Origin of the sequence: Thalassotalea sp. ND16A, from assembly GCF_000764205.1 — a bacterium.
Lineage (GTDB): Bacteria > Pseudomonadota > Gammaproteobacteria > Enterobacterales > Alteromonadaceae > Thalassotalea_A.
The window spans coordinates 1-18,211 of record NZ_JQDZ01000047.1 but is presented as its reverse complement, the minus strand read 5'-3'; the positions used below and the strand labels follow the sequence as shown (position 1 = coordinate 18,211).

21 protein-coding genes are annotated in these 18,211 nt (G+C 38.9%); 16 read left to right on the top strand and 5 right to left on the bottom strand.

Annotated features, from left to right (window positions below):
- Nucleotides 1-28 precede the first annotated feature (28 nt).
- The 6 genes from ND16A_RS21855 (at nt 29) to ND16A_RS21850 (ending at nt 2,713) form a co-directional block, all read left to right on the top strand.
- Nucleotides 29-223, top strand: a complete 195-nt coding sequence (locus ND16A_RS21855; RefSeq protein ID WP_033077196.1) for a DUF1289 domain-containing protein — start codon at nt 29-31, stop codon at nt 221-223.
- Nucleotides 224-334: 111 nt separating this feature from the next.
- Nucleotides 335-841 (top strand): GNAT family N-acetyltransferase, encoded by a 507-nt coding sequence (locus ND16A_RS11345; protein ID WP_033077195.1) that lies wholly within the window; start codon nt 335-337, stop codon nt 839-841.
- A 220-nt stretch (nt 842-1,061) separates the two neighbouring features.
- On the top strand, nt 1,062-1,415 hold the full coding sequence (locus ND16A_RS11350; protein ID WP_033077194.1) for a GFA family protein: 354 nt from the start codon (nt 1,062-1,064) through the stop codon (nt 1,413-1,415).
- A 107-nt stretch (nt 1,416-1,522) separates the two neighbouring features.
- Nucleotides 1,523-1,972, top strand: a complete 450-nt coding sequence (locus tag ND16A_RS11355) for a GNAT family N-acetyltransferase (RefSeq protein WP_033077193.1) — start codon at nt 1,523-1,525, stop codon at nt 1,970-1,972.
- 73 nt (nt 1,973-2,045) lie between these two features.
- Complete coding sequence (locus ND16A_RS11360) at nt 2,046-2,432, top strand: VOC family protein (protein WP_033077192.1); 387 nt, start codon at nt 2,046-2,048, stop codon at nt 2,430-2,432.
- Between the two features lie 116 nt (nt 2,433-2,548).
- Nucleotides 2,549-2,713, top strand: coding sequence for a GFA family protein (locus ND16A_RS21850; RefSeq protein WP_152593844.1), 165 nt, complete (start codon nt 2,549-2,551; stop codon nt 2,711-2,713).
- 113 nt (nt 2,714-2,826) lie between these two features.
- Here ND16A_RS21850 and gap read toward each other — a convergent pair whose 3' ends face one another.
- A complete protein-coding gene (gap, locus tag ND16A_RS11365) occupies nt 2,827-3,861 on the bottom strand; it encodes a type I glyceraldehyde-3-phosphate dehydrogenase (protein ID WP_052073003.1) in 1,035 nt (344 codons plus the stop codon).
- Between the two features lie 212 nt (nt 3,862-4,073).
- On the opposite strand from gap, the gene gndA reads away from it, so the two are divergent.
- The 10 genes from gndA (at nt 4,074) to ND16A_RS11415 (ending at nt 15,650) form a co-directional block, all read left to right on the top strand.
- Nucleotides 4,074-5,600 carry an NADP-dependent phosphogluconate dehydrogenase gene (gene gndA, locus ND16A_RS11370; protein WP_033077191.1) on the top strand — a complete coding sequence of 509 codons (1,527 nt, stop codon included), beginning with the start codon at nt 4,074-4,076 and terminating at the stop codon, nt 5,598-5,600.
- A 32-nt stretch (nt 5,601-5,632) separates the two neighbouring features.
- On the top strand, nt 5,633-6,013 hold the full coding sequence (gene msrB, locus ND16A_RS11375) for a peptide-methionine (R)-S-oxide reductase MsrB (RefSeq protein WP_033077190.1): 381 nt from the start codon (nt 5,633-5,635) through the stop codon (nt 6,011-6,013).
- A gap of 250 nt (nt 6,014-6,263) precedes the next feature.
- Entirely contained in the window at nt 6,264-7,709 is a 1,446-nt protein-coding gene (locus ND16A_RS11380; protein WP_033077189.1) for a glyceraldehyde-3-phosphate dehydrogenase, read from the top strand.
- A gap of 340 nt (nt 7,710-8,049) precedes the next feature.
- Nucleotides 8,050-8,541 carry a TlpA family protein disulfide reductase gene (locus ND16A_RS11385; RefSeq protein ID WP_033077188.1) on the top strand — a complete coding sequence of 164 codons (492 nt, stop codon included), beginning with the start codon at nt 8,050-8,052 and terminating at the stop codon, nt 8,539-8,541.
- 224 nt (nt 8,542-8,765) lie between these two features.
- On the top strand, nt 8,766-9,893 hold the full coding sequence (locus ND16A_RS11390; RefSeq protein ID WP_033077187.1) for a M14 family metallopeptidase: 1,128 nt from the start codon (nt 8,766-8,768) through the stop codon (nt 9,891-9,893).
- Nucleotides 9,894-9,978: 85 nt separating this feature from the next.
- Nucleotides 9,979-11,457, top strand: coding sequence for an alanine/glycine:cation symporter family protein (locus tag ND16A_RS11395; RefSeq protein WP_033077186.1), 1,479 nt, complete (start codon nt 9,979-9,981; stop codon nt 11,455-11,457).
- 129 nt (nt 11,458-11,586) lie between these two features.
- Complete coding sequence (locus tag ND16A_RS11400; protein WP_033077185.1) at nt 11,587-11,910, top strand: Zn-ribbon protein; 324 nt, start codon at nt 11,587-11,589, stop codon at nt 11,908-11,910.
- Between the two features lie 7 nt (nt 11,911-11,917).
- A complete protein-coding gene (locus ND16A_RS11405; protein WP_033077184.1) occupies nt 11,918-12,220 on the top strand; it encodes a YeaC family protein in 303 nt (100 codons plus the stop codon).
- The gene (locus ND16A_RS11410) at nt 12,217-15,012 is read left to right on the top strand and encodes a DUF349 domain-containing protein (RefSeq protein ID WP_033077183.1); all 2,796 of its coding nucleotides are present in this window, start codon (nt 12,217-12,219) and stop codon (nt 15,010-15,012) included. The genes ND16A_RS11405 and ND16A_RS11410 overlap by 4 nt, the downstream gene beginning before the upstream one ends.
- A 350-nt stretch (nt 15,013-15,362) precedes the next feature.
- Nucleotides 15,363-15,650, top strand: a complete 288-nt coding sequence (locus ND16A_RS11415) for a GIY-YIG nuclease family protein (RefSeq protein WP_033077182.1) — start codon at nt 15,363-15,365, stop codon at nt 15,648-15,650.
- Between the two features lie 225 nt (nt 15,651-15,875).
- Here ND16A_RS11415 and ND16A_RS11420 read toward each other — a convergent pair whose 3' ends face one another.
- From ND16A_RS11420 to ND16A_RS11435, 4 genes are all read right to left on the bottom strand, one after another.
- Nucleotides 15,876-16,391, bottom strand: coding sequence for an outer membrane beta-barrel protein (locus tag ND16A_RS11420; protein WP_033077181.1), 516 nt, complete (start codon nt 16,389-16,391; stop codon nt 15,876-15,878).
- 10 nt (nt 16,392-16,401) lie between these two features.
- Complete coding sequence (locus ND16A_RS11425) at nt 16,402-16,680, bottom strand: hypothetical protein (RefSeq protein ID WP_033077180.1); 279 nt, start codon at nt 16,678-16,680, stop codon at nt 16,402-16,404.
- A 153-nt stretch (nt 16,681-16,833) separates the two neighbouring features.
- Complete coding sequence (locus ND16A_RS11430; protein WP_033077179.1) at nt 16,834-17,292, bottom strand: hypothetical protein; 459 nt, start codon at nt 17,290-17,292, stop codon at nt 16,834-16,836.
- A gap of 134 nt (nt 17,293-17,426) precedes the next feature.
- Complete coding sequence (locus ND16A_RS11435; protein WP_235282059.1) at nt 17,427-17,777, bottom strand: hypothetical protein; 351 nt, start codon at nt 17,775-17,777, stop codon at nt 17,427-17,429.
- Nucleotides 17,778-18,211: the final 434 nt, after the last annotated feature.

Here is an 18,211-nt window from a genome sequence, read left to right as displayed (position 1 = left end):
AGATAACAAGCAATTCAACAGGACTAAAATGTTTATCGGAAATAGTAAAAATGTAATTACCCCTTGCGTAGGTCGATGCGACCTAGATGAAAATGATATTTGTATGGGGTGCTATAGGTCTGCATCAGAGATTGCTGGTTGGATGGACAAGTCGGAAGACGAAAAAATAAATATAGTGATTAGATGTAAAAAAAAGATAGCTCTTCATTTACAAGATAGTTAAAAATACCATTAAACCAGTGACTTAAACCGATGAAAATAACTCATGCGGGACTACTTACCGTTGCTCAGTTTAAGCCGTTTAATGTGACGTTAACCATGTCTTCAGAGGCTAATGATGAATCAAGTGATAAATGTTCGACCAGAATGTATAGATGACATTAATGATATTAAAAAAATTACTATTGAAGCCTTTAAAAATCACCCTCACAGCAACTCAACCGAAGATGAAATAGTCGCTCGGTTACGTGCTGATAATGATTTGAGCGTTTCTTTAGTTGCAGAAGTTAATGGTGTGGTTGTTGGTCATATTGCTTTTTCAAAAGTAAAAATAAACAATGAATTCATTCAATGGTATGGTTTGGCTCCGGTGTCAGTAAAGCCTGAATATCAAAATCAAGGTGTTGGAAGCAAATTAATACTTTCGGGTTTGGATGCTATTCGCCAGTTAAATGCACATGGCTGCGTGCTTCTCGGTGAGCCTGAATATTATAATAAGTTTGGCTTTAAAGCGTATAGCCAGTTAATCCTTAAAGGTGTGCCAGCAGAGTATTTTCAAGCCTTAGTGTTGAGCGGTAAAATTCCTATTGGTAATGTTAAGTACCATAGTGCTTTTAGATAAAATAATTAACAAAGAGTTTGCTATTAAAGAGTTGAGTGATACAAAGAAAAACCTATAAGTTGCTCAATCGAACAAATTACACTGTCACGGCTTTTGCAAAAACACATGCCAATATTATTTGCCACATAGTATGAGCCGTTAGCCATTGCTGAAATTTTGCTTTACATTTTAACTGTATGTAATTACAGTGTTGTTTGCTTTGTTATTAACAGGATTAAAAATGAAATACAAAGGTAGCTGTCACTGTGAAGCGATTCAATTTGAATTTGAAAGTGAGGAAATAAATACAGCACTACAATGCAATTGTTCCATCTGCATAAGAAAGAATGCAATTATGTCTAAACAAACTTTTGCTCCAAGTGAGTTCCAGGTACTAAAAGGCTATGAAAACCTCTCTACCTATCATTGGGGTGATCATGATGTAAATCACTACTTTTGCAAAACCTGTGGTATATACCCTTTTCATGACACATCCTACGAGCCCGGTAAGTATCGTGTTAATTTAGGTTGTGTCAGCAATCTTGAGCCGGGTGAACTTAATATCGTAAGCTTCGATGGCAGAAACGAACTGTAATAATTAACACGAGACTGCTAACCGTTTGCTCGATTTCGCTTAGCTATACATTCCAGCAATCTATTATCAGCCCCTTAAATGGGCGTTAAACCTACTCGGAGATTTCAATGGTAAATGTAAGAGAAGCGACAATATCGGATATCGATATTGTATATGATTTGATTATTGCTATTGCAAAACACCATAATCAAGAGCAATACGTAGTAACGAATAAAGATGAATTGATCGATTCTGGATTTGCTGATAAACCAACATTTGGTGTACTACTCGCAGAGGCTGAAGGCGAAGTCGCCGGATATTGTTCTTATACCTGGAATTATTCTATCTGGCTTGGTTCAACCTATATGAATATTGATGATGTATTCGTATGGGAAAAATTCAGAGGCAAGCAAATAGGCGAAGCCTTGATGTTGAAAGCCAAAGACGTCTGTTTAGCTAAAGGCGCTAGTCGTATTCGCTGGGAGGTGGAACAAGACAATTTTGGAGCGATCAAGTTTTACCAACGTTTGGGCGCCAATTGTGATATTAAGGGCCTTTTTCGCTGGGACGTTGCCTAGTAGCCTTAACAAGACAATAAAGAACGGACACAAAACCGGTGGCTTTGCCGTAGTTTGTTTACAAGGAGATTCTGTGCATAAGAGTAGATTAGCCGCATTAGTTATAGATAGTAAAGTTGATAATATTGAAGACGCAAATACTTTTTGGGAGCAGGCTTTGGGCTTAGAATGTGTCCGTTCTCATGAAGAATGGTCATCGAAATATTCACACCTTAAGTCGCCAAATGATCAGCCACATATATTAATTCAAAAAACAGACCATGAAAGTAGAGTTCACCTCGATATTGAAACTGATGATATTGAAGCAGAGGTTGAACGTTTAAGAAGTATTGGCGCAAAAATAGTAGAAGTGTTTGAACGCTGGGTAGTGATGGAAGCCCCTACTGGTCACCGGTTTTGCGTCGTTAACCCACAAAGACAAGACTTTAATGATTCAGAAAATGTTAATGTTTGGAAATAGTACGATTAACAGGTTTTTTCAATACGGACTGATGTCCTTAAAAATTTTATGCTTCTTAGTAAGGTGTCAGGCAGTAATTTAGCGGGTATTTAAGGCTCCAATATTTGGAACAGGTTATGGTAACAGGTGAATGTAATTGTGAAGCAGTGGCTTTCGAAATAACCTCTAATATTTCGGATGTGTTTATTTGTCATTGCTCAATCTGCCGGCGATCTACCGGTAGTAACGGAATCGCCGTAACAATAATAAATATCAGTGATTTTCGCTGGGAAAAAGCGTGACTGTTAACCGTTTGCTCGGTTTACAGCGCATTATAATTTGCCGGACAAGCAAATTTAATTAAAAAAACACCCCCTGATAAATCCGGGGGTGTTTTTTTTAATTCCTGGAGGAATTAACTTACTGCTTTAAACTTTTTTATCTGAGCTGCTGCTTCAAAAGCGAAAATATGTTCTGCCAAGTCTAGCACTTTGTTTGAATAACCCATTTCATTGTCATACCAAGAAACAAGTTTGACAAATTTATCAGTCATCGCAATACCGGCTTTTGCATCAAATACGCTGGTACAAGTTTCGCCAATAAAGTCGTTAGAAACTAACTGGTCTTCGGTATAGTCCAAAATCCCTTTCATTTCGCCTTCAGCGGCTTCTTTCACCTTGGCACATATTTCATCGTAGGTCGCTGCTGTTTTCAGGTTAACGGTTAAATCAACAACAGAAACGTTGGCCGTAGGTACACGGAATGCCATGCCGGTTAATTTGCCATTCAATTGTGGGATAACACGGCCAACCGCTTTTGCTGCACCGGTTGAAGATGGAATGATGTTTTGACTCGCACCACGGCCACCGCGCCAGTCTTTAGCGCTTGGAGAGTCAACGGTCTTTTGCGTTGAGGTTGTGGCATGAACTGTGGTCATTAAACCGTTTTCAATACCAAAGTTATCATCAATCACTTTTGCAAGAGGGGCTAAACAGTTAGTCGTACATGAAGCATTAGAAACAACGTCTTCGCCGTTATATTGCTCAAAGTTAACACCAGCAACAAACATCGGCGTGGCATCTTTCGATGGGGCTGACATAATAACTTTTTTAGCTCCGGCGATAATATGTTTACGGGCAGTTTCGTCGGTTAAAAATAAGCCAGTAGATTCAACGACAACTTCTGCGCCCATTTCATCCCACTTTAATTCTTCAGGGTTGCGCTCAGCAGTAACTCGAATTTTCTTACCATTTACAATTAACGTATTGTCTTGAACTTCAACCGTGCCTTTAAAACGGCCATGAGTTGAATCGTATTTTAACATGTATGCCATATAGTCAATATCGATCAAATCGTTTATTGCTACGACTTCAAGATTGTCACGCTCTGCAGCGGCTCGGAAAACTAATCGACCAATACGGCCAAAACCATTAATTGCAATCTTTTTCATTTTAATACCCTCAAAGAAATATAATGTAGTAAAATTACAACATTTGAGGATTTTTTCAAGTCTTTTTTGCGTTTTTGTGTAGTTTTATTAGATTTCGTGTTGGTTATGACGTAAATATTACATAAATTTGCTATGTGTGGCAGAATACACACATAAAAAGATATTCACGGCGGTAACATCAAAATATCGCTGTTTCAATGGAAACCTAGAAAATGCCAGAAAATTCAACAAAATGTGACATCGGCTTTATTGGCCTAGGTGTGATGGGGAAAAACCTAGTGTTAAATTTAGCCGATAATGGCTATAAAGTGGCCGCGTTTGATTTAGACTATGAGAAAGTTTCTGCGCTGATAGCACAAGATGCAGCAGAAAATCAAAATCAGCAACCAAGGGTTATTGGTTGTTCTTCATATACTGAGTTACTGGCTCAATTGAAAACACCACACCTTATTGTGCTATCTGTTCCGGCAGGTGAGGTGGTTGATCAAGTGTGCCAAAACCTAATTGGAGCAGGTATCCAACCTGATGATATTGTCATTGATACCGGCAACAGTTTATGGACAGATACGGTCAGTCGAGAAGAAAAATATCGTGACAATTTTATCTTCTTTTCTTCTGCGGTTTCCGGTGGTGAGGTAGGGGCTCGTTTTGGACCGGCGTTAATGCCTAGTGGTTCGGCTTATGCTTGGACTCGTGTGAAGCCAATCTGGAGTGCAATTGCAGCCAAAGTAGACAGTGTTACCGGCAAGCCAATAGAACGTAGCAAACCTGGGCAAATAGTGACACAAGGAGACCCCTGTGCAGACTATATTGGCCCGGCAGGGGCTGGCCATTATGTAAAAATGGTCCATAACGGTATCGAATATGCGGATATGCAAATGATTTGTGAAGCGTATCATGTGTTAAGAGCAGGGCTTAAGCTCAGCTGTGATGAAATTGCCAATATCTTCGAGACATGGAATGAAGGCGTCTTAGACAGTTACCTGATGGAAATTTCAGTAGAAGTGCTACGTCATAAAGAACAAGACAGCGATCAGCATCTGGTTGATCTTATTTTAGATAAAGCCGGGCAAAAAGGTACCGGCTTATGGACTGCGGTAAGCTCGCTCGAAGTTGGCTGTCCGGCACCAACTATTTCGCAGGCGGTGTATGCTCGCTCTATTTCAGCCTTTAAAGAGCTTCGCGGTAGTGCTGCGCAAACTCTGACTGGACCTATGACGCAAACCATTGATGAAAAAGAAAAGCAACAAATTATAAACCAGCTTCATGATGCCCTGTATTGCGCAAAAATTTGTGCTTATGCACAAGGTTTCCAATTAATGAAACTTGCCAGTACCGAACATAACTGGGACCTGGATTTTTCTTCTATTGCCAAAATATGGCGTTCAGGCTGTATTATCAGGGCGGTATTTTTACAATCCATTACCGATGCCTTTACCCGAGAGCCGAATTTGGAAAACTTACTGATTGACTCATTTTTTAGTGAGCAATTAAGTAAGTACCAACAAAACTGGCGCTTTGCCGTAGCCAAATCGACGATGATGGGCATACCGATTGGCGCAATCTCAGCATCGTTAAGCTATTATGATTCTATGCGGAGTGCGGTGTTACCGGCAAATTTGTTACAGGGGCAGCGCGATTATTTTGGTGCTCACACTTTTGCTCGCATTGATAAACCAGACGGCCAAAAGTTTCATGTACAATGGAGTTCTAAAGACAGAAATATTGTGCAAGTATAAGGAATGTAATTTTTCTACCCGGGAGCGATAAGATGAACACAGATGATAAATATAAAGAGGTGTTATCGGCGGAGGCTTTTCAAGTATGCCGTTTAGGCGCCACGGAAGCGCCTTTTTCGGGTAAATATTGTGAACATTGGCAGCAGGGCACTTACACTTGTGCGTGCTGCCAGCAACCATTGTTTAACAGCACCAGTAAATTTCAATCCGGTTGTGGTTGGCCTAGTTTTAATTTGGCCATTGAAGGGAGAGTTGCATACCTGCCAGATAATACGCATGGTATGACGCGGACTGAAATTCGCTGTAATTCGTGTCAATCGCATTTGGGACACGTCTTTGATGATGGACCAGAGCCAACATTTAAACGATATTGTGTTAATTCGTTAAGTCTGAACTTTGCAAGTTCAGACTAGACTCTTTTGCCGATTGCGGTTAACACCACCTACCCATTAATCTTGCACATTTTTGTCTATTTCTCGCGCTAAATTTTGATATTCCGCAAACTTTGAAAAATTTTTCAATAAATATTGCTGAAATCATTTTGTAAGTGCTAGAGAAAAGTTACAACTTCTATTACAATACCCCCGATTTTATGACAGAAATGAATGTTCTGGATGAACATTCATTTCTATTTTATTTAGTTTTAACATTAAAGGTTACCTAATGACTTCTCAACACGAGGAAATTTATCAAAAGAGCTGGCAAGAACGCCAAGATTTCGCTGAAAGAATGCAACCCATTATTGGCCAGTTATACCGCAATTACGGTGTAGAAGTGTCGGTATACGGTCGCACTTTAGTGAATGCTTCAGCCATTGATATTATTAAAGCACATAAATATGTTGGTATTCATGAAGATACCAAATTACGTTTACGTGAGAGTTTCCCGTTTGTTGAAGCATTAAGCAAAATGGAATTACAACCAGCAAGCATCGATGTAGGTAAACTGGCTTACCGTTACTTATTCCAGGGTGAAGCAAACGAGTTAAGCGTTGAGCAATACCTTGAAAAAGAATTAGCGCCTTTACAAGAGCTGGATAAGGCAGAGCCAAAAGACATAGTATTGTACGGTTTTGGTCGTATCGGTCGTATTTTGGCGCGTTTATTAATTGAGCGTACTGGCCCAATGGCTAACTTGCGTTTACGTGCCATTGTGATCCGCCCAGGTAAAGATGGCGACCTTGAGAAGCGTGCTTCTTTATTACGTCGTGATTCAATTCACGGTGCATTTAATGGCAGCATCACGGTCGATGAAGAGCAAGGTGCAATCCGTGCTAACGGTGCCTACATTAAAGTGATTTATGCTAAATCTCCTGCTGAAATTGATTACACTCAATACGGTATCAACAATGCATTAGTTGTTGATAACACAGGTATTTGGTCTGATGAAGACGGTTTAGGTCAACATTTACAATCTAAAGGCGTGAGCAAAGTATTACTAACTGCTCCTGCCAAAGGTGATATCAAAAACATCGTTTATGGTGTTAACCAGGATATGATCTTAGATGAAGATACTATTATCTCTGCAGCAAGCTGTACAACCAATGCTATCACTCCGGTACTTAAAGCATTGAACGATAAGTTCGGGATTAAAAATGGTCACGTTGAAACGGTTCATTCGTACACCAATGATCAAAATTTAATTGATAATTACCACAAGTCAGAACGCCGTGGTCGTAGTGCTCCACTAAACATGGTTATTACGTCAACGGGTGCTGCCAAAGCGGTTGCTAAAGCTTTACCTGAGTTAAAAGGTTTATTAACCGGTAATGCTATTCGCGTACCAACGCCAAATGTTTCAATGGCAATCATGAATTTAAACCTGAAAGAAACGACAGATCGTGAAGCATTAAATGATTACTTACGTGGTATTTCTTTAGAGTCTCCATTGCGTGAACAAGTGGATTACACCGCGTCAACTGAAATCGTATCTACCGATTTAGTCGGTTCACGTTATGCGGGTGTGGTTGATTCACAAGCAACAATTGTTGATGGCGACAGAGCTGTATTATACGTATGGTACGATAATGAGTTTGGTTATAGCTGTCAGGTTGTGAAAGTAATGCACAAAATGGCTGGTGTAAATTTCTTAAATTTACCGAAAGCTTAATTTATTAATAAATATAAAAAAAGCGCTAGAGGAATTCCTCTAGCGCTTTTTTTTGGCCATGTTCAACAAGGACGTTGTATATTAGATCAATGCAGGGAGCAATTGGCGGGACGGCCTTAATGACAAAAATGCATTTGTGTATGGTTGCACTGTAGTAGAACAATGCAGGAGCTATTGTCGAGGAGCAATTTTTTGTTTTTAAATCAAGGATGATTTAACTTAGAATTACCATGGATGGTATAAATCCTGTAAATTAAAGTTTTAATTATGCTTCAGTCCAGGAAATAATTTCACTCCATCGATGGTCTTATGATTAAATCACTTAAAATGAGCATACGCCTTGAAAAGTTTTATCCTGCAACTCTTTATTATTGTTATTGTCTTTAATTTGGTTTCGATGGTACGTGAGTCAAGTATGTTATCCAGTTGGGATAATGATACTGCGCCAAACTTCGAGTTAACCGCTCTGAACAATCAAAAGACGTATTTATTTGACGGGCAAAACAATAACAGTAAGAAAACCGTGTTATATTTTTTTGCGCCCTGGTGTTCAATCTGCAAAATGAGTATCAGTAATTTACAAAAATTGCATGAAAATAGCGATGAAATTAATGTTGTTGCTGTCGCTTTAGATTTCGTTAATCCATTACAAGTTAAAGATTTCGCGCAAAATTTGCATCTATCTTTGCCCATTGTCTATGGCAATGAAGAAGTCAAAAAGGCCTATCAGGTTTCCGCCTATCCCAGTTATTACGTGGTCGCCAATAATCAAATTCAACACCGCTCAATGGGCTATTCAACAGAACTTGGTTTGTTTTTGCGCAGCCGTTGAAAATTAATTCATATTACACACCATGTACAGCAAGGCTAGGGTGGGTCAGTACCGCTTGCTTTACAATTTAGTCATTTAATCATCAAGCAAAAAATGAAATCGGCATTAAATCATTACCTTCTACTTCTGATCTGGCACTCGGTTGTGTACAATTATACCAAGTTGATTAAATCTAAGTTATAGCGTTCAGTAATAAACGCTAAACCCAACCAAAAGAGTAAACTATGCAAATTTCTTCAAATTTTGATAGCGGTAATATCCGAGTGATCAAAGCTGAGTCTCCTGGCGATATTCAGTTAGAGATAAAACATGATCACCAGTCTGAATTTTATCAATGGTTTCACTTTAAACTGCACAACAATGATCATTGTGAACATGTATTAACGATTACCAATGCCGGACAGTCTGCCTATGTTGAGGGTTGGAAAGATTATCAAGCCGTAGCCTCTTATGACCGCATTACCTGGTTTAGAGTACCCACTACCTTTAATGGCCAAAATCTAACCATCACGGTAACTCCTGAATTCGATTCTATGTATTTTGCCTACTTTGCACCCTACAGTTATGAACGTCATCAAGATTTAATTCATCAGGCTCAACTTGATGCGGATTGTCAGTTAGAAGTGTTAGGACAAACCCTTGACGGCCGAGATATGAGCTTGCTTAGAATTGGCGAGCCGGCTGAAGGCAAGATGAACATCTGGCTTACTGCCCGTCAACACCCAGGGGAGACAATGGCGGAATGGTTTATGGAAGGGTTTATTGACCGTTTGCTTGATGAAGATGATGGCACAGCCCGTTCATTATTTAACAGCGCCGTATTCTATTTGGTACCAAACATGAACCCAGATGGCAGTTATCGTGGCCATTTAAGAACAAACGCGGCCGGTGTTAACTTAAATAGGGAATGGTTAAATCCGTCAATGGAAAAAAGTCCGGAAGTATTTTTAGTGACCGAAAAAATGAAGCAAGTTGGCGTTGATATGCACCTTGATATTCATGGTGATGAAGCTCTGCCGGTCAACTTTGTTGCTGGTTGTGAAGGCATTCCGTCGTACGATGATCGCCATAAAGCGCTGGAAGATAAATTTAAAGATGTGTTGTTAGCCATTACTCCAGAATTTCAAGATACTCGTGGTTATGATAAAGACGAACCAGGGAAAGCCAATTTAACCGTCGGTGCAAATTGGGTAGGGGAGCAATTTAAGTGTTTGGCCTATACGGTTGAAATGCCATTTAAGGATAATGATTTGTTGCCTGATCCTATCGTTGGTTGGAATGACAGTCGCAGTGCAATCTTGGGTCGAGATACATTAACTGCTATCTATCATGTTGTAGATGATTTAAGATAAATTTGTAATAACAATAAAATGTAAAATAGAGTCATAACTTATGACTCTTTTTTATTATATAAAACAATAACTTTAGGGGTTTATTTTGTTAGAGTTCGTTAACTTTCTAAATGGCATCATTTGGAGCCCAGCGTTAATTTACCTTTGTTTAGGCACGGGTTTATTCTTTTCATTTAAAACACGCTTCGTACAGGTTCGTTTTTTCCGCGAAATGTATCGTTTACTGCTATCAGGCAAAAGTTCAGAGCATGGTATTTCGTCGTTTCAGGCATTAGCCGTATCTCTTTCTGGCCGTGTGGGCACGGGTAATATCGCCGGTGTCGCTGCCGCCATTGGCTTTGGAGGTCCCGGTGCTGTTTTTTGGATGTGGGTTGTCGCCTTCTTAGGGGCATCGACCGCCTATGTTGAATCCACATTAGCGCAAATATACAAAGAAAAGGACGAAGGCTCTTACCGCGGTGGTCCCGCTTATTATATTGAAAAAGCGATGGGGCAGAAGTGGTATGCCTGGACATTCGCTATTGCTACCATTATCGCCTGTGGTGTTATGTTGCCAATGGTACAATCGAATGGCATTGGCGAAGCGGTAGAGCAAGCCTTTGGTACCGGTGGCACCATGATGACCTCTTTGGGTGAAATCAGTTACGCCAAAATATACACGGCAACCGCTATTGTGTTATTGCTTGGCTTTATCATCTTTGGTGGCGTTAAACGTATTGCACATTTCACTCAAATTGTGGTGCCGTTTATGGCATTGGCGTACATTTTAGTGTCATTGGTGATCATCGGGTTACACATAGATCAACTTCCCGGTGTATTCATGTTAATTGTTAGTGATGCATTTAGTCCGATGGCAGGTGTAGGTGCAGCGATTGGCTGGGGCGTAAAACGTGGTGTTTATTCTAACGAAGCAGGCCAAGGTACGGGTCCTCATGCCGCCGCTGCCGCTGAAGTTGAACATCCTGCCCAACAAGGCCTGGTGCAAGCATTCTCTGTCTATATTGATACTTTGTTTGTTTGTTCCGCTACCGCGTTTATGATCCTGATCACTGGTGCTTACAATGTACACCCGGAAGGTCAGGCGTTTCTGGTACAAAATGTTGCCGCCGATGTGATAATCAACAGTCCGGCATTTACGCAAATGGCGGTTGAAAGTGTGTTTACCGGAATTGGTAAACCATTTATCGCTATCGCGTTATTCTTTTTCGCATTTACGACGATTTTGGCTTATTACTTTATCGCCGAAAATAATGTCTATTACATACACCGTACGTTAAAGTTACCTGGCTTAACGTTTTTATTAAAAGCCATCATTATGAGTGCAACCTTTTATGGAACAGTAAAAACGGCCGACATAGCCTGGGGCATGGGCGACATTGGCGTAGGGTTAATGGCGTGGTTGAACATTATCGGCATATTAATTATTTGGTATTTGGCCAAGCCTGCACTGAAAGCATTAAAAGATTATGAGCAGCAACGCAAAGCCGGTGTTGAAAAATATACCTTTGATCCGAAAAAATTGGGTATTAAAAATGCCGAATTATGGGAAGAAAAACTAAAGTAGCTAACCCGAGTTCGGGTTAATCAGCTTCAATATTTGATTTATTTAATAAAATATCAAAATAAATTGAAAAAAACGCCCGCAAGGGCGTTTTTTTTTGTAAAATTAAACGCTCAAAGTTAAGAGGTTATTATGGCATTAATTAATTGTCCCAGTTGTTCAAAACGTATATCGTCAAAAGCTGTTGTTTGTCAACATTGTCAGTGTGTTTTGGCAGATATGAGCGAAGAGCAACGATTGTCGATGCAAAAAATAAGCAAAATTGAACAGTCACAAAAACTGATGAATCAGTCGATGATTGCAATGTTATTGTTTTGTGGTGGTTTTGGCTTTATGTTTTGGGGCGAGCCAGAGCCAACGTCTTGGCAGTACAGTTTAGCCACAGGTTCAGCCGTAATCGGTTTTGCCTGGTATATATTAAACCGAGCCAGAATTATTTGGTTAAAACGAAAGTAGAGTTGTAATGAATTTATATGATGTTGTCGACACCATGTCGATGGAAATGTACGAACGTTTAAAACATGCTGCCGAAACGGGTAAATGGCCAGAAGGCACGCCAGTTGACCAGGCTCAGCGTGACTCAGCCATGCAACTATCCATGGCGTATCAGGCACGTCATTTAAATAGCGACGATATATTAACCATTGGTAGTGATGGTGAAATTGTTAATAAAAGTAAAGCCGAGCTCAAGCGCCAGTTTAAACAATTTGCTCGTGAAAATAATAATCCCCAACATGAAGATATCGCCAGGTTCACCGATTTATGATCTTAAATAAACTGTTTAAAGCCAAGTGGCAGCATAAAGATGCCAACGTCCGTATTGAAGCCATTAAAAATTTTGAGTTAAATGAAACTGCCAATGTTGAGATCCTCAACCGCCTTGTTAACGATGACATCAGCGAGTTGGTGCGTCGTGCGGCATTATTGAAACTCAATCAATATTCTGTATTCCTACATGCCAGTATTGATAACTCTTTGCCGGCAATTCGCCAATTTTCTTTAGAACGAGTACAACAACAGATCTTAAATAACCAAAATGTTTCTGCTGAGCAAAAACATGCTTATTTAAACCGTTGTGAAAAAATAGCCTTTCTTGAGCAATGGTTGCTGATAGAACACGATCACAGTTTACTAAAAGGGCTGTTAGCAAAAGTAAATAAACCCAATTTACTCGGCCAGTTTATGATCAAAAGTGACAATATTGATCTGCAAACTGAGATCTTGGCGCGTATCGACGATTTGCATTTATTAGAGAAATTATCGAAAAAAGCAGTCGACTCTGAATTCAAAACCATGCTAATCGGTAAAATCTCAAATTTGCGTGAGTTAGCGGAAAAACCTGGAAAACTTCGTAAACAAATCCAGTTACTGTTATCTAAATTATTAGCACTAAAAGATTTGCAAGATTATGCGTTAATGTTACAGCGTCAGGAATCACTACAACATGAGTGGTTGCAAGTTGAACAAGAATTAGACTGTTTAGCGACCGATGAACAAACCATATTTGTTGATAAATATAATGATATTAGCCAAAGCTTGAAAAAGCACTTCGCCGCGCGCGAAGAAGCGTATCGCCATCAACAGTTTATTGCCGAGCAAGATGCTAAGAAACTGGCGCAAAGTACAGAATTTGCCAATGTGATCCAAACAATTTCACAGCAAATTAGTGATGCCGTGTTTGAAAACATTGAGCTCGACCAACCACAAGTAAGCCAGCAATTAGAGGCTTTAATTGTTGCTGGCCAAGATTCTCTGTTAACAAAGACTGAACAACAAGCGTTATTAGAGAAAATCGAGCAGTTGCAGAATAAGTTAAATCAATTACCGCAAGTTGCTGAATGTGTAAGTAGTGCAACAGGGTTGATTTCAAAGCTGTCCACCTTGTCTTTGCCGACAACGATTGAAGAGCTTAATCAACGTAAACCAATATTTGATGATTGGCAAAAGCAATGGCAAAAAATCAATGCCTTAGCCAATGATATTTTACCACATTCGATAATTGCCGCACGTGATCAATTACAATTTACTTGGCTAGCAGCACTGAAACCTCTTATTAAAGAGCAGCATCATGCGGCCGATCATGTTCGTAAGAAAATATCTGAATTAAAACGTTTAGTCGCCAATGGAAAATATAAATCAGCGTTTGGTTTACATAAAAAATTGACGTTTCTGATCAATGACTTATCGGCTGAACAACAGTTAAAAATTGCTCATGATTTTGAAAGCATCAGCAAACGTATCGATGAATTACATGAACTCGAGTCTTTTGTTGTTACCCCAAGAAAGCAAGAGTTGCTCGAAAAAATCAGAGCATTAATCACTAGCCCTTTGGATAACCCACAAGCGCAAGCTGAACAGGTAAAAAGCTTCAGAAAACATTGGAATAGTTTAGGCCACGCCGACGAATCTCTGGATAAAGAGCTGAATGACGCCTTTAACCAAGCTTGTGAAGAAGCCTTTGCTCCCTGTAGAGCATTTTATGCCGAGCAAGGGGAGATCAGGGCCAATCATTTGCAAGTTAAGCAAGAAATATTAAGCAAACTTGCGGTGTTATTAGAAGACAGCCAACACGAAGAAGTTAATTGGCGGCAAATTGATAACCGCCTGCACAAAATACAGTCGTCTTGGCGAGACGCCGGTGATGTTGACCGCAGTGAATATCAGAAGATCCAACCAGTTTTTCGAAAATTGGTTGATCCGATAAAAACTGGCATTCATAAATTTCAGAAACAAAATGCTGATGCCAAGCAAAACTTGGTTGCTTTGGCCAAGCTGCAATTAGACAATGAAGATGTTTTTGCCGCCATTAATGAATTAAAAACGTTACAAAATAAATGGCGTGATATTGGTTTTGCCGGCCCCAATAAAGAAAACAGCTTATGGCAGACATTTCGGAAAGTGAATGATCAAATTTTTGCTAAACGAAATGATATACAAGAGCAGCAACAAGCCGATATTAGTGCGCAAGTTACTGAATTTAATCAGCAGCTTAATCTTTTAAATGAGCAACTGACTAATGCAGCAACAGAACAAGAATTGCGACAATTAATGACTGCATTTGAAAGCTTTATTGATGCGGTTAAAGCATTAAAGCCGATGAATAAAGACTTAGTCAACAAAGCCTCAAACAGTGTTAAGCAATTGAGATTGCAATTGCAACAAGCCGAAGACAATAAAAAACAGCAAGTTTTCGAGGATTTGTTTGCGTTGCTTAGCTCATCGGCGACAACATCAGTAGCACAGCTACAAGGTTCTGAGCAATATCAGCGTTTAAGCAATGTCTGGCAAAAATCTATTACCCAAGCCATTAGCAGTGAATCAAACTCTGAGCTTAGAGCACAGGTAACGTTAGAGCTTGAAATTATCGCCAATGTCGACTCACCGAAAGAACTGGCCAATGAACGTATGCAAGTGCAAGTTAATTTATTGTCTTCTAAAATGATGCAAGGTGATGATATTGATTTAACCAGCAAGCTTAAACAATGGCTCGGTTGTGGTGTTTTACAAGAAAGTGAAAGTCAATTATTAGAACGTATTAAAGCGATTTTTGTCAGCTAATGTAAATCTTCTGGCTTAAAGTGAATTAGTTTAAATTCTTCTTATAGAGCCATAAATTAGAATTGCATTTTTCATAGCTGGACTCGCATAAGTGCCAAGCCGTGACCAATACAACGATAAAAGTAAATGTCATACCGGCGAAAGCCGGTATTTTTCTATGGGGCAGGTCAGTGCCATTCAGAGACGTTTAACCTTCCAATATCAGGGCATACTTAGAAACAATTAACCACGTCATTGCGGCGAAGGCCGCAACCTCCATTCGGATATAGCGTGCCTATAAACAATCGCTTCCTCAAACTAATTTTAACTAAGCTACACTTAAATTTCATTTATTGAAAAGGAATTCAATCATGAAACAACCCGCAATCTATGTTATTTCTAATGTTCACAATACAGTTCTGTACATTGGCGTAACAAGCAATTTAGTTCAACGAATATACCAACATAAAGAAAAGCTTATTGGTGGCTATAGTGCTAAATACAACTTAACAAAACTTGTTTATTTTGAATTATTCAACGACATGGAAAACGTGATTGTAAGAGAAAAGAGATTAAAGCAGTGGCATCGAAAATGGAAAAATAGATTAATTGAAGAGGTTAATCCAAACTGGCGAGATTTATACCCTGATATTATTTGAGCTTATTTTTGCTAGCCACAGCATGCGTAGGGAGGTTGTGGCCTGCGCCGCAATGACGGTGTGTTTTTTCTCATATTGTATAGGTCTCTTAATCGCTCGCAGCAGCCTGTGAGCTTTTGATTACATTACGTTAATTCATTGAACGGTTCAACAGTGCCAATAGCCGCCATTAGATGTTTATAGTTTATTTCAACTAATGCCACGCTGTGACATTAGCCAAATTTATTAGAAAGAAAAATTAAAACCTATTTCTGCCCACTCGATATCCGACCCAATTGTATACTGAGCTTTGATTTCAAATGAGTTTAATATTTGATAAGACAGTCCCGCTCCAAAAGCAATATTATTGTTGTCACTTGAAAGGTCATAATTAGCGTTAGATATTGTGTAACTCCCATCTTTTTCAAACCATAAATAACTCACCTCGGCTAATAGCTTCAAATCTCCAATAGGATATTTATAGATACCTGCTATTGAGTATCCTTTAGTTTCAAAGTGAGCTTTATCAACGTCTTGTGAGAAATCAACTTCCCCAAAATCATATACATTAACTTCAAAATCGAAAGATGTATTATATCTATACCCTAGCCCCACTGCATACCCAGTATCACTTTCAGTGTGTTTACCTAATTCAACGTCTGAATTTAATATTGAGCCTGTAATATAAATATTGTTTTCATTAGCATTGATTGCCAAACATACTAAAGCTAACGGTAAAATTAATGTTTTAGTTATTCTCATTTTTATATCCTTATTTAATGCAAAGTCTCTCAATGTCCCTTTGGTATTGAGTTATTAATTTTTCTTCCTTTATTTCTGTGGCAACAGCCAATTCTAAACGAGCATTCGCACATTTATCTCTCTGTTTTTTATCCGCAATGTGATTTCTATTTTTTTGATGTGGCGTCATTGCTAGAGCAATGATTGTTGCTGCACCAGAGGCTTCAACATTACTTGTTTCGATACCATCGGGAGGGGCGGCACAACCAGTAATGAACAGTGAAGATATGATGAATAAATTCCATTTCATGTAAATATTCCTTTTCTAAAATAGTCCTTTGTTAGTCAGTAACCTTTTAAATTGGTTCATTTTTTATAAGTGTGGGACTGTCTCTTTATCGCTCGCAGCGGGCCCGTGAGCTTTAAAATTATTTAAGTTACAAGCATTAATCTTGCTAGATGTTTATTCAGCCAGGGCTTTTAACCCATAGTTTTTAATAGCCATATTTAATACTTGATGAGTAATGCTGTCGCCTTTGTCAATTCTGAAATTGTTCAGCTCTTTGAAGTGAGATAATTTTTCTGGGTTTGCAGAGTAAGAAATTCCATCCAAAATAATACTTTTCTCGGAAAAATACACTTCAACTATTTCTTGTTTTTCGTGCAACATCAATAGTAGCTTATCTGTACCATCAAAAGATGTAACTTTATTAGACGGTGCAGTTAAAATAACATCATCAATGAACGACTTTAATGAAAAGAAAGCTTCAAACTTGGCATAGATAATGGCTTCATCTTGGTCAACATCAAGCCAAAAAATAGATTGAATCTGATTTGTTGTGTTCGAATCATATTTACTTTCGGCAAAGCTACTAAAGCTAACAGAAAATAAAGTAAGAGTTAATATAATAGATTTAAGCATGGTATTAATCCTTTAATAATTGTTTTTGACAAACGACCGTTGATCGCTCTAAGGAGACCATAACCTTTTCAACAGCTTATGGTCAAGTCAGTGCCAATAGCGGAAGTAGGATAATGCCCCATCTAAATGCTTTGTTAAATTGCGATTACATCATTATTTAATTTCTGGCGTAACTGAATTCCTAAAACAGTACCCAATAAAACTGCAATTACACTAAGTAAAAAAGGAAATAAGAACGCTAGTGCAACAATAGGTATGTCTAGAAAGATATTCATTAACCAACTAGAACCTAAATTAATTAGCCAAAAAAGGATAGCAACGTAAAAAGCATGTTGATAAGTTTTAGCTACTTGCTTATAAGCGAGGTATGTATACACGAGCAAAGATATGATGAATCCAAGAACTTCTACTATCACGAGGAAAGAAGTGCTTTGAGTCGCATCACCAGCCCCAACTGATAATGTGGCGATTGCTGATGCTAACACCAACAAAAAGTAAATACTTATTGAAAATAACATTATCCTAGAATAATTCACGGTAATCCTTTAGCAACATTACAACTTATTAAAAGAAGAAATCTGCATGTAATTGGTAGAAATTCAGAGTTTACATTCAAAGGCTTATGTCGCCTTATCGCTCATCGCAGACGATGACGACTGCTAAAAACTTGTGTTTTTACAATAACATCAGATATAGTAACTTTACAAATTATTAACCAGCCCAACGGCTGGTTATAGCGATTAAGAGCCGTACAATACACCACTTAATCTAGAAAAAACACACCGTCATTGCGGCGCAGGCCGCAACCTCCTGACGCATGCTGTGGCTAGCAAAAATAAACTCAAATAATATCAAGGTATAAATCTCGCCAGTTTGGATTTACCCCTCCAATTAATCTATTTTTCCATCTTCGATGCCA

Coding starts and splice junctions, on each gene's coding strand:
- ND16A_RS21855 (WP_033077196.1), top strand. CDS start 29: ATGTTTATCGGAAATAGTAAAAATGTAATTACCCCTTGCGTAGGTCGA.
- ND16A_RS11345 (WP_033077195.1), top strand. CDS start 335: ATGATGAATCAAGTGATAAATGTTCGACCAGAATGTATAGATGACATT.
- ND16A_RS11350 (WP_033077194.1), top strand. CDS start 1,062: ATGAAATACAAAGGTAGCTGTCACTGTGAAGCGATTCAATTTGAATTT.
- ND16A_RS11355 (WP_033077193.1), top strand. CDS start 1,523: ATGGTAAATGTAAGAGAAGCGACAATATCGGATATCGATATTGTATAT.
- ND16A_RS21850 (WP_152593844.1), top strand. CDS start 2,549: ATGGTAACAGGTGAATGTAATTGTGAAGCAGTGGCTTTCGAAATAACC.
- gap (WP_052073003.1), bottom strand. CDS start 3,861: ATGAAAAAGATTGCAATTAATGGTTTTGGCCGTATTGGTCGATTAGTT.
- gndA (WP_033077191.1), top strand. CDS start 4,074: ATGCCAGAAAATTCAACAAAATGTGACATCGGCTTTATTGGCCTAGGT.
- msrB (WP_033077190.1), top strand. CDS start 5,633: ATGAACACAGATGATAAATATAAAGAGGTGTTATCGGCGGAGGCTTTT.
- ND16A_RS11380 (WP_033077189.1), top strand. CDS start 6,264: ATGACTTCTCAACACGAGGAAATTTATCAAAAGAGCTGGCAAGAACGC.
- ND16A_RS11390 (WP_033077187.1), top strand. CDS start 8,766: ATGCAAATTTCTTCAAATTTTGATAGCGGTAATATCCGAGTGATCAAA.
- ND16A_RS11400 (WP_033077185.1), top strand. CDS start 11,587: ATGGCATTAATTAATTGTCCCAGTTGTTCAAAACGTATATCGTCAAAA.
- ND16A_RS11405 (WP_033077184.1), top strand. CDS start 11,918: ATGAATTTATATGATGTTGTCGACACCATGTCGATGGAAATGTACGAA.
- ND16A_RS11410 (WP_033077183.1), top strand. CDS start 12,217: ATGATCTTAAATAAACTGTTTAAAGCCAAGTGGCAGCATAAAGATGCC.
- ND16A_RS11415 (WP_033077182.1), top strand. CDS start 15,363: ATGAAACAACCCGCAATCTATGTTATTTCTAATGTTCACAATACAGTT.
- ND16A_RS11420 (WP_033077181.1), bottom strand. CDS start 16,391: ATGAGAATAACTAAAACATTAATTTTACCGTTAGCTTTAGTATGTTTG.
- ND16A_RS11425 (WP_033077180.1), bottom strand. CDS start 16,680: ATGAAATGGAATTTATTCATCATATCTTCACTGTTCATTACTGGTTGT.
- ND16A_RS11430 (WP_033077179.1), bottom strand. CDS start 17,292: ATGCTTAAATCTATTATATTAACTCTTACTTTATTTTCTGTTAGCTTT.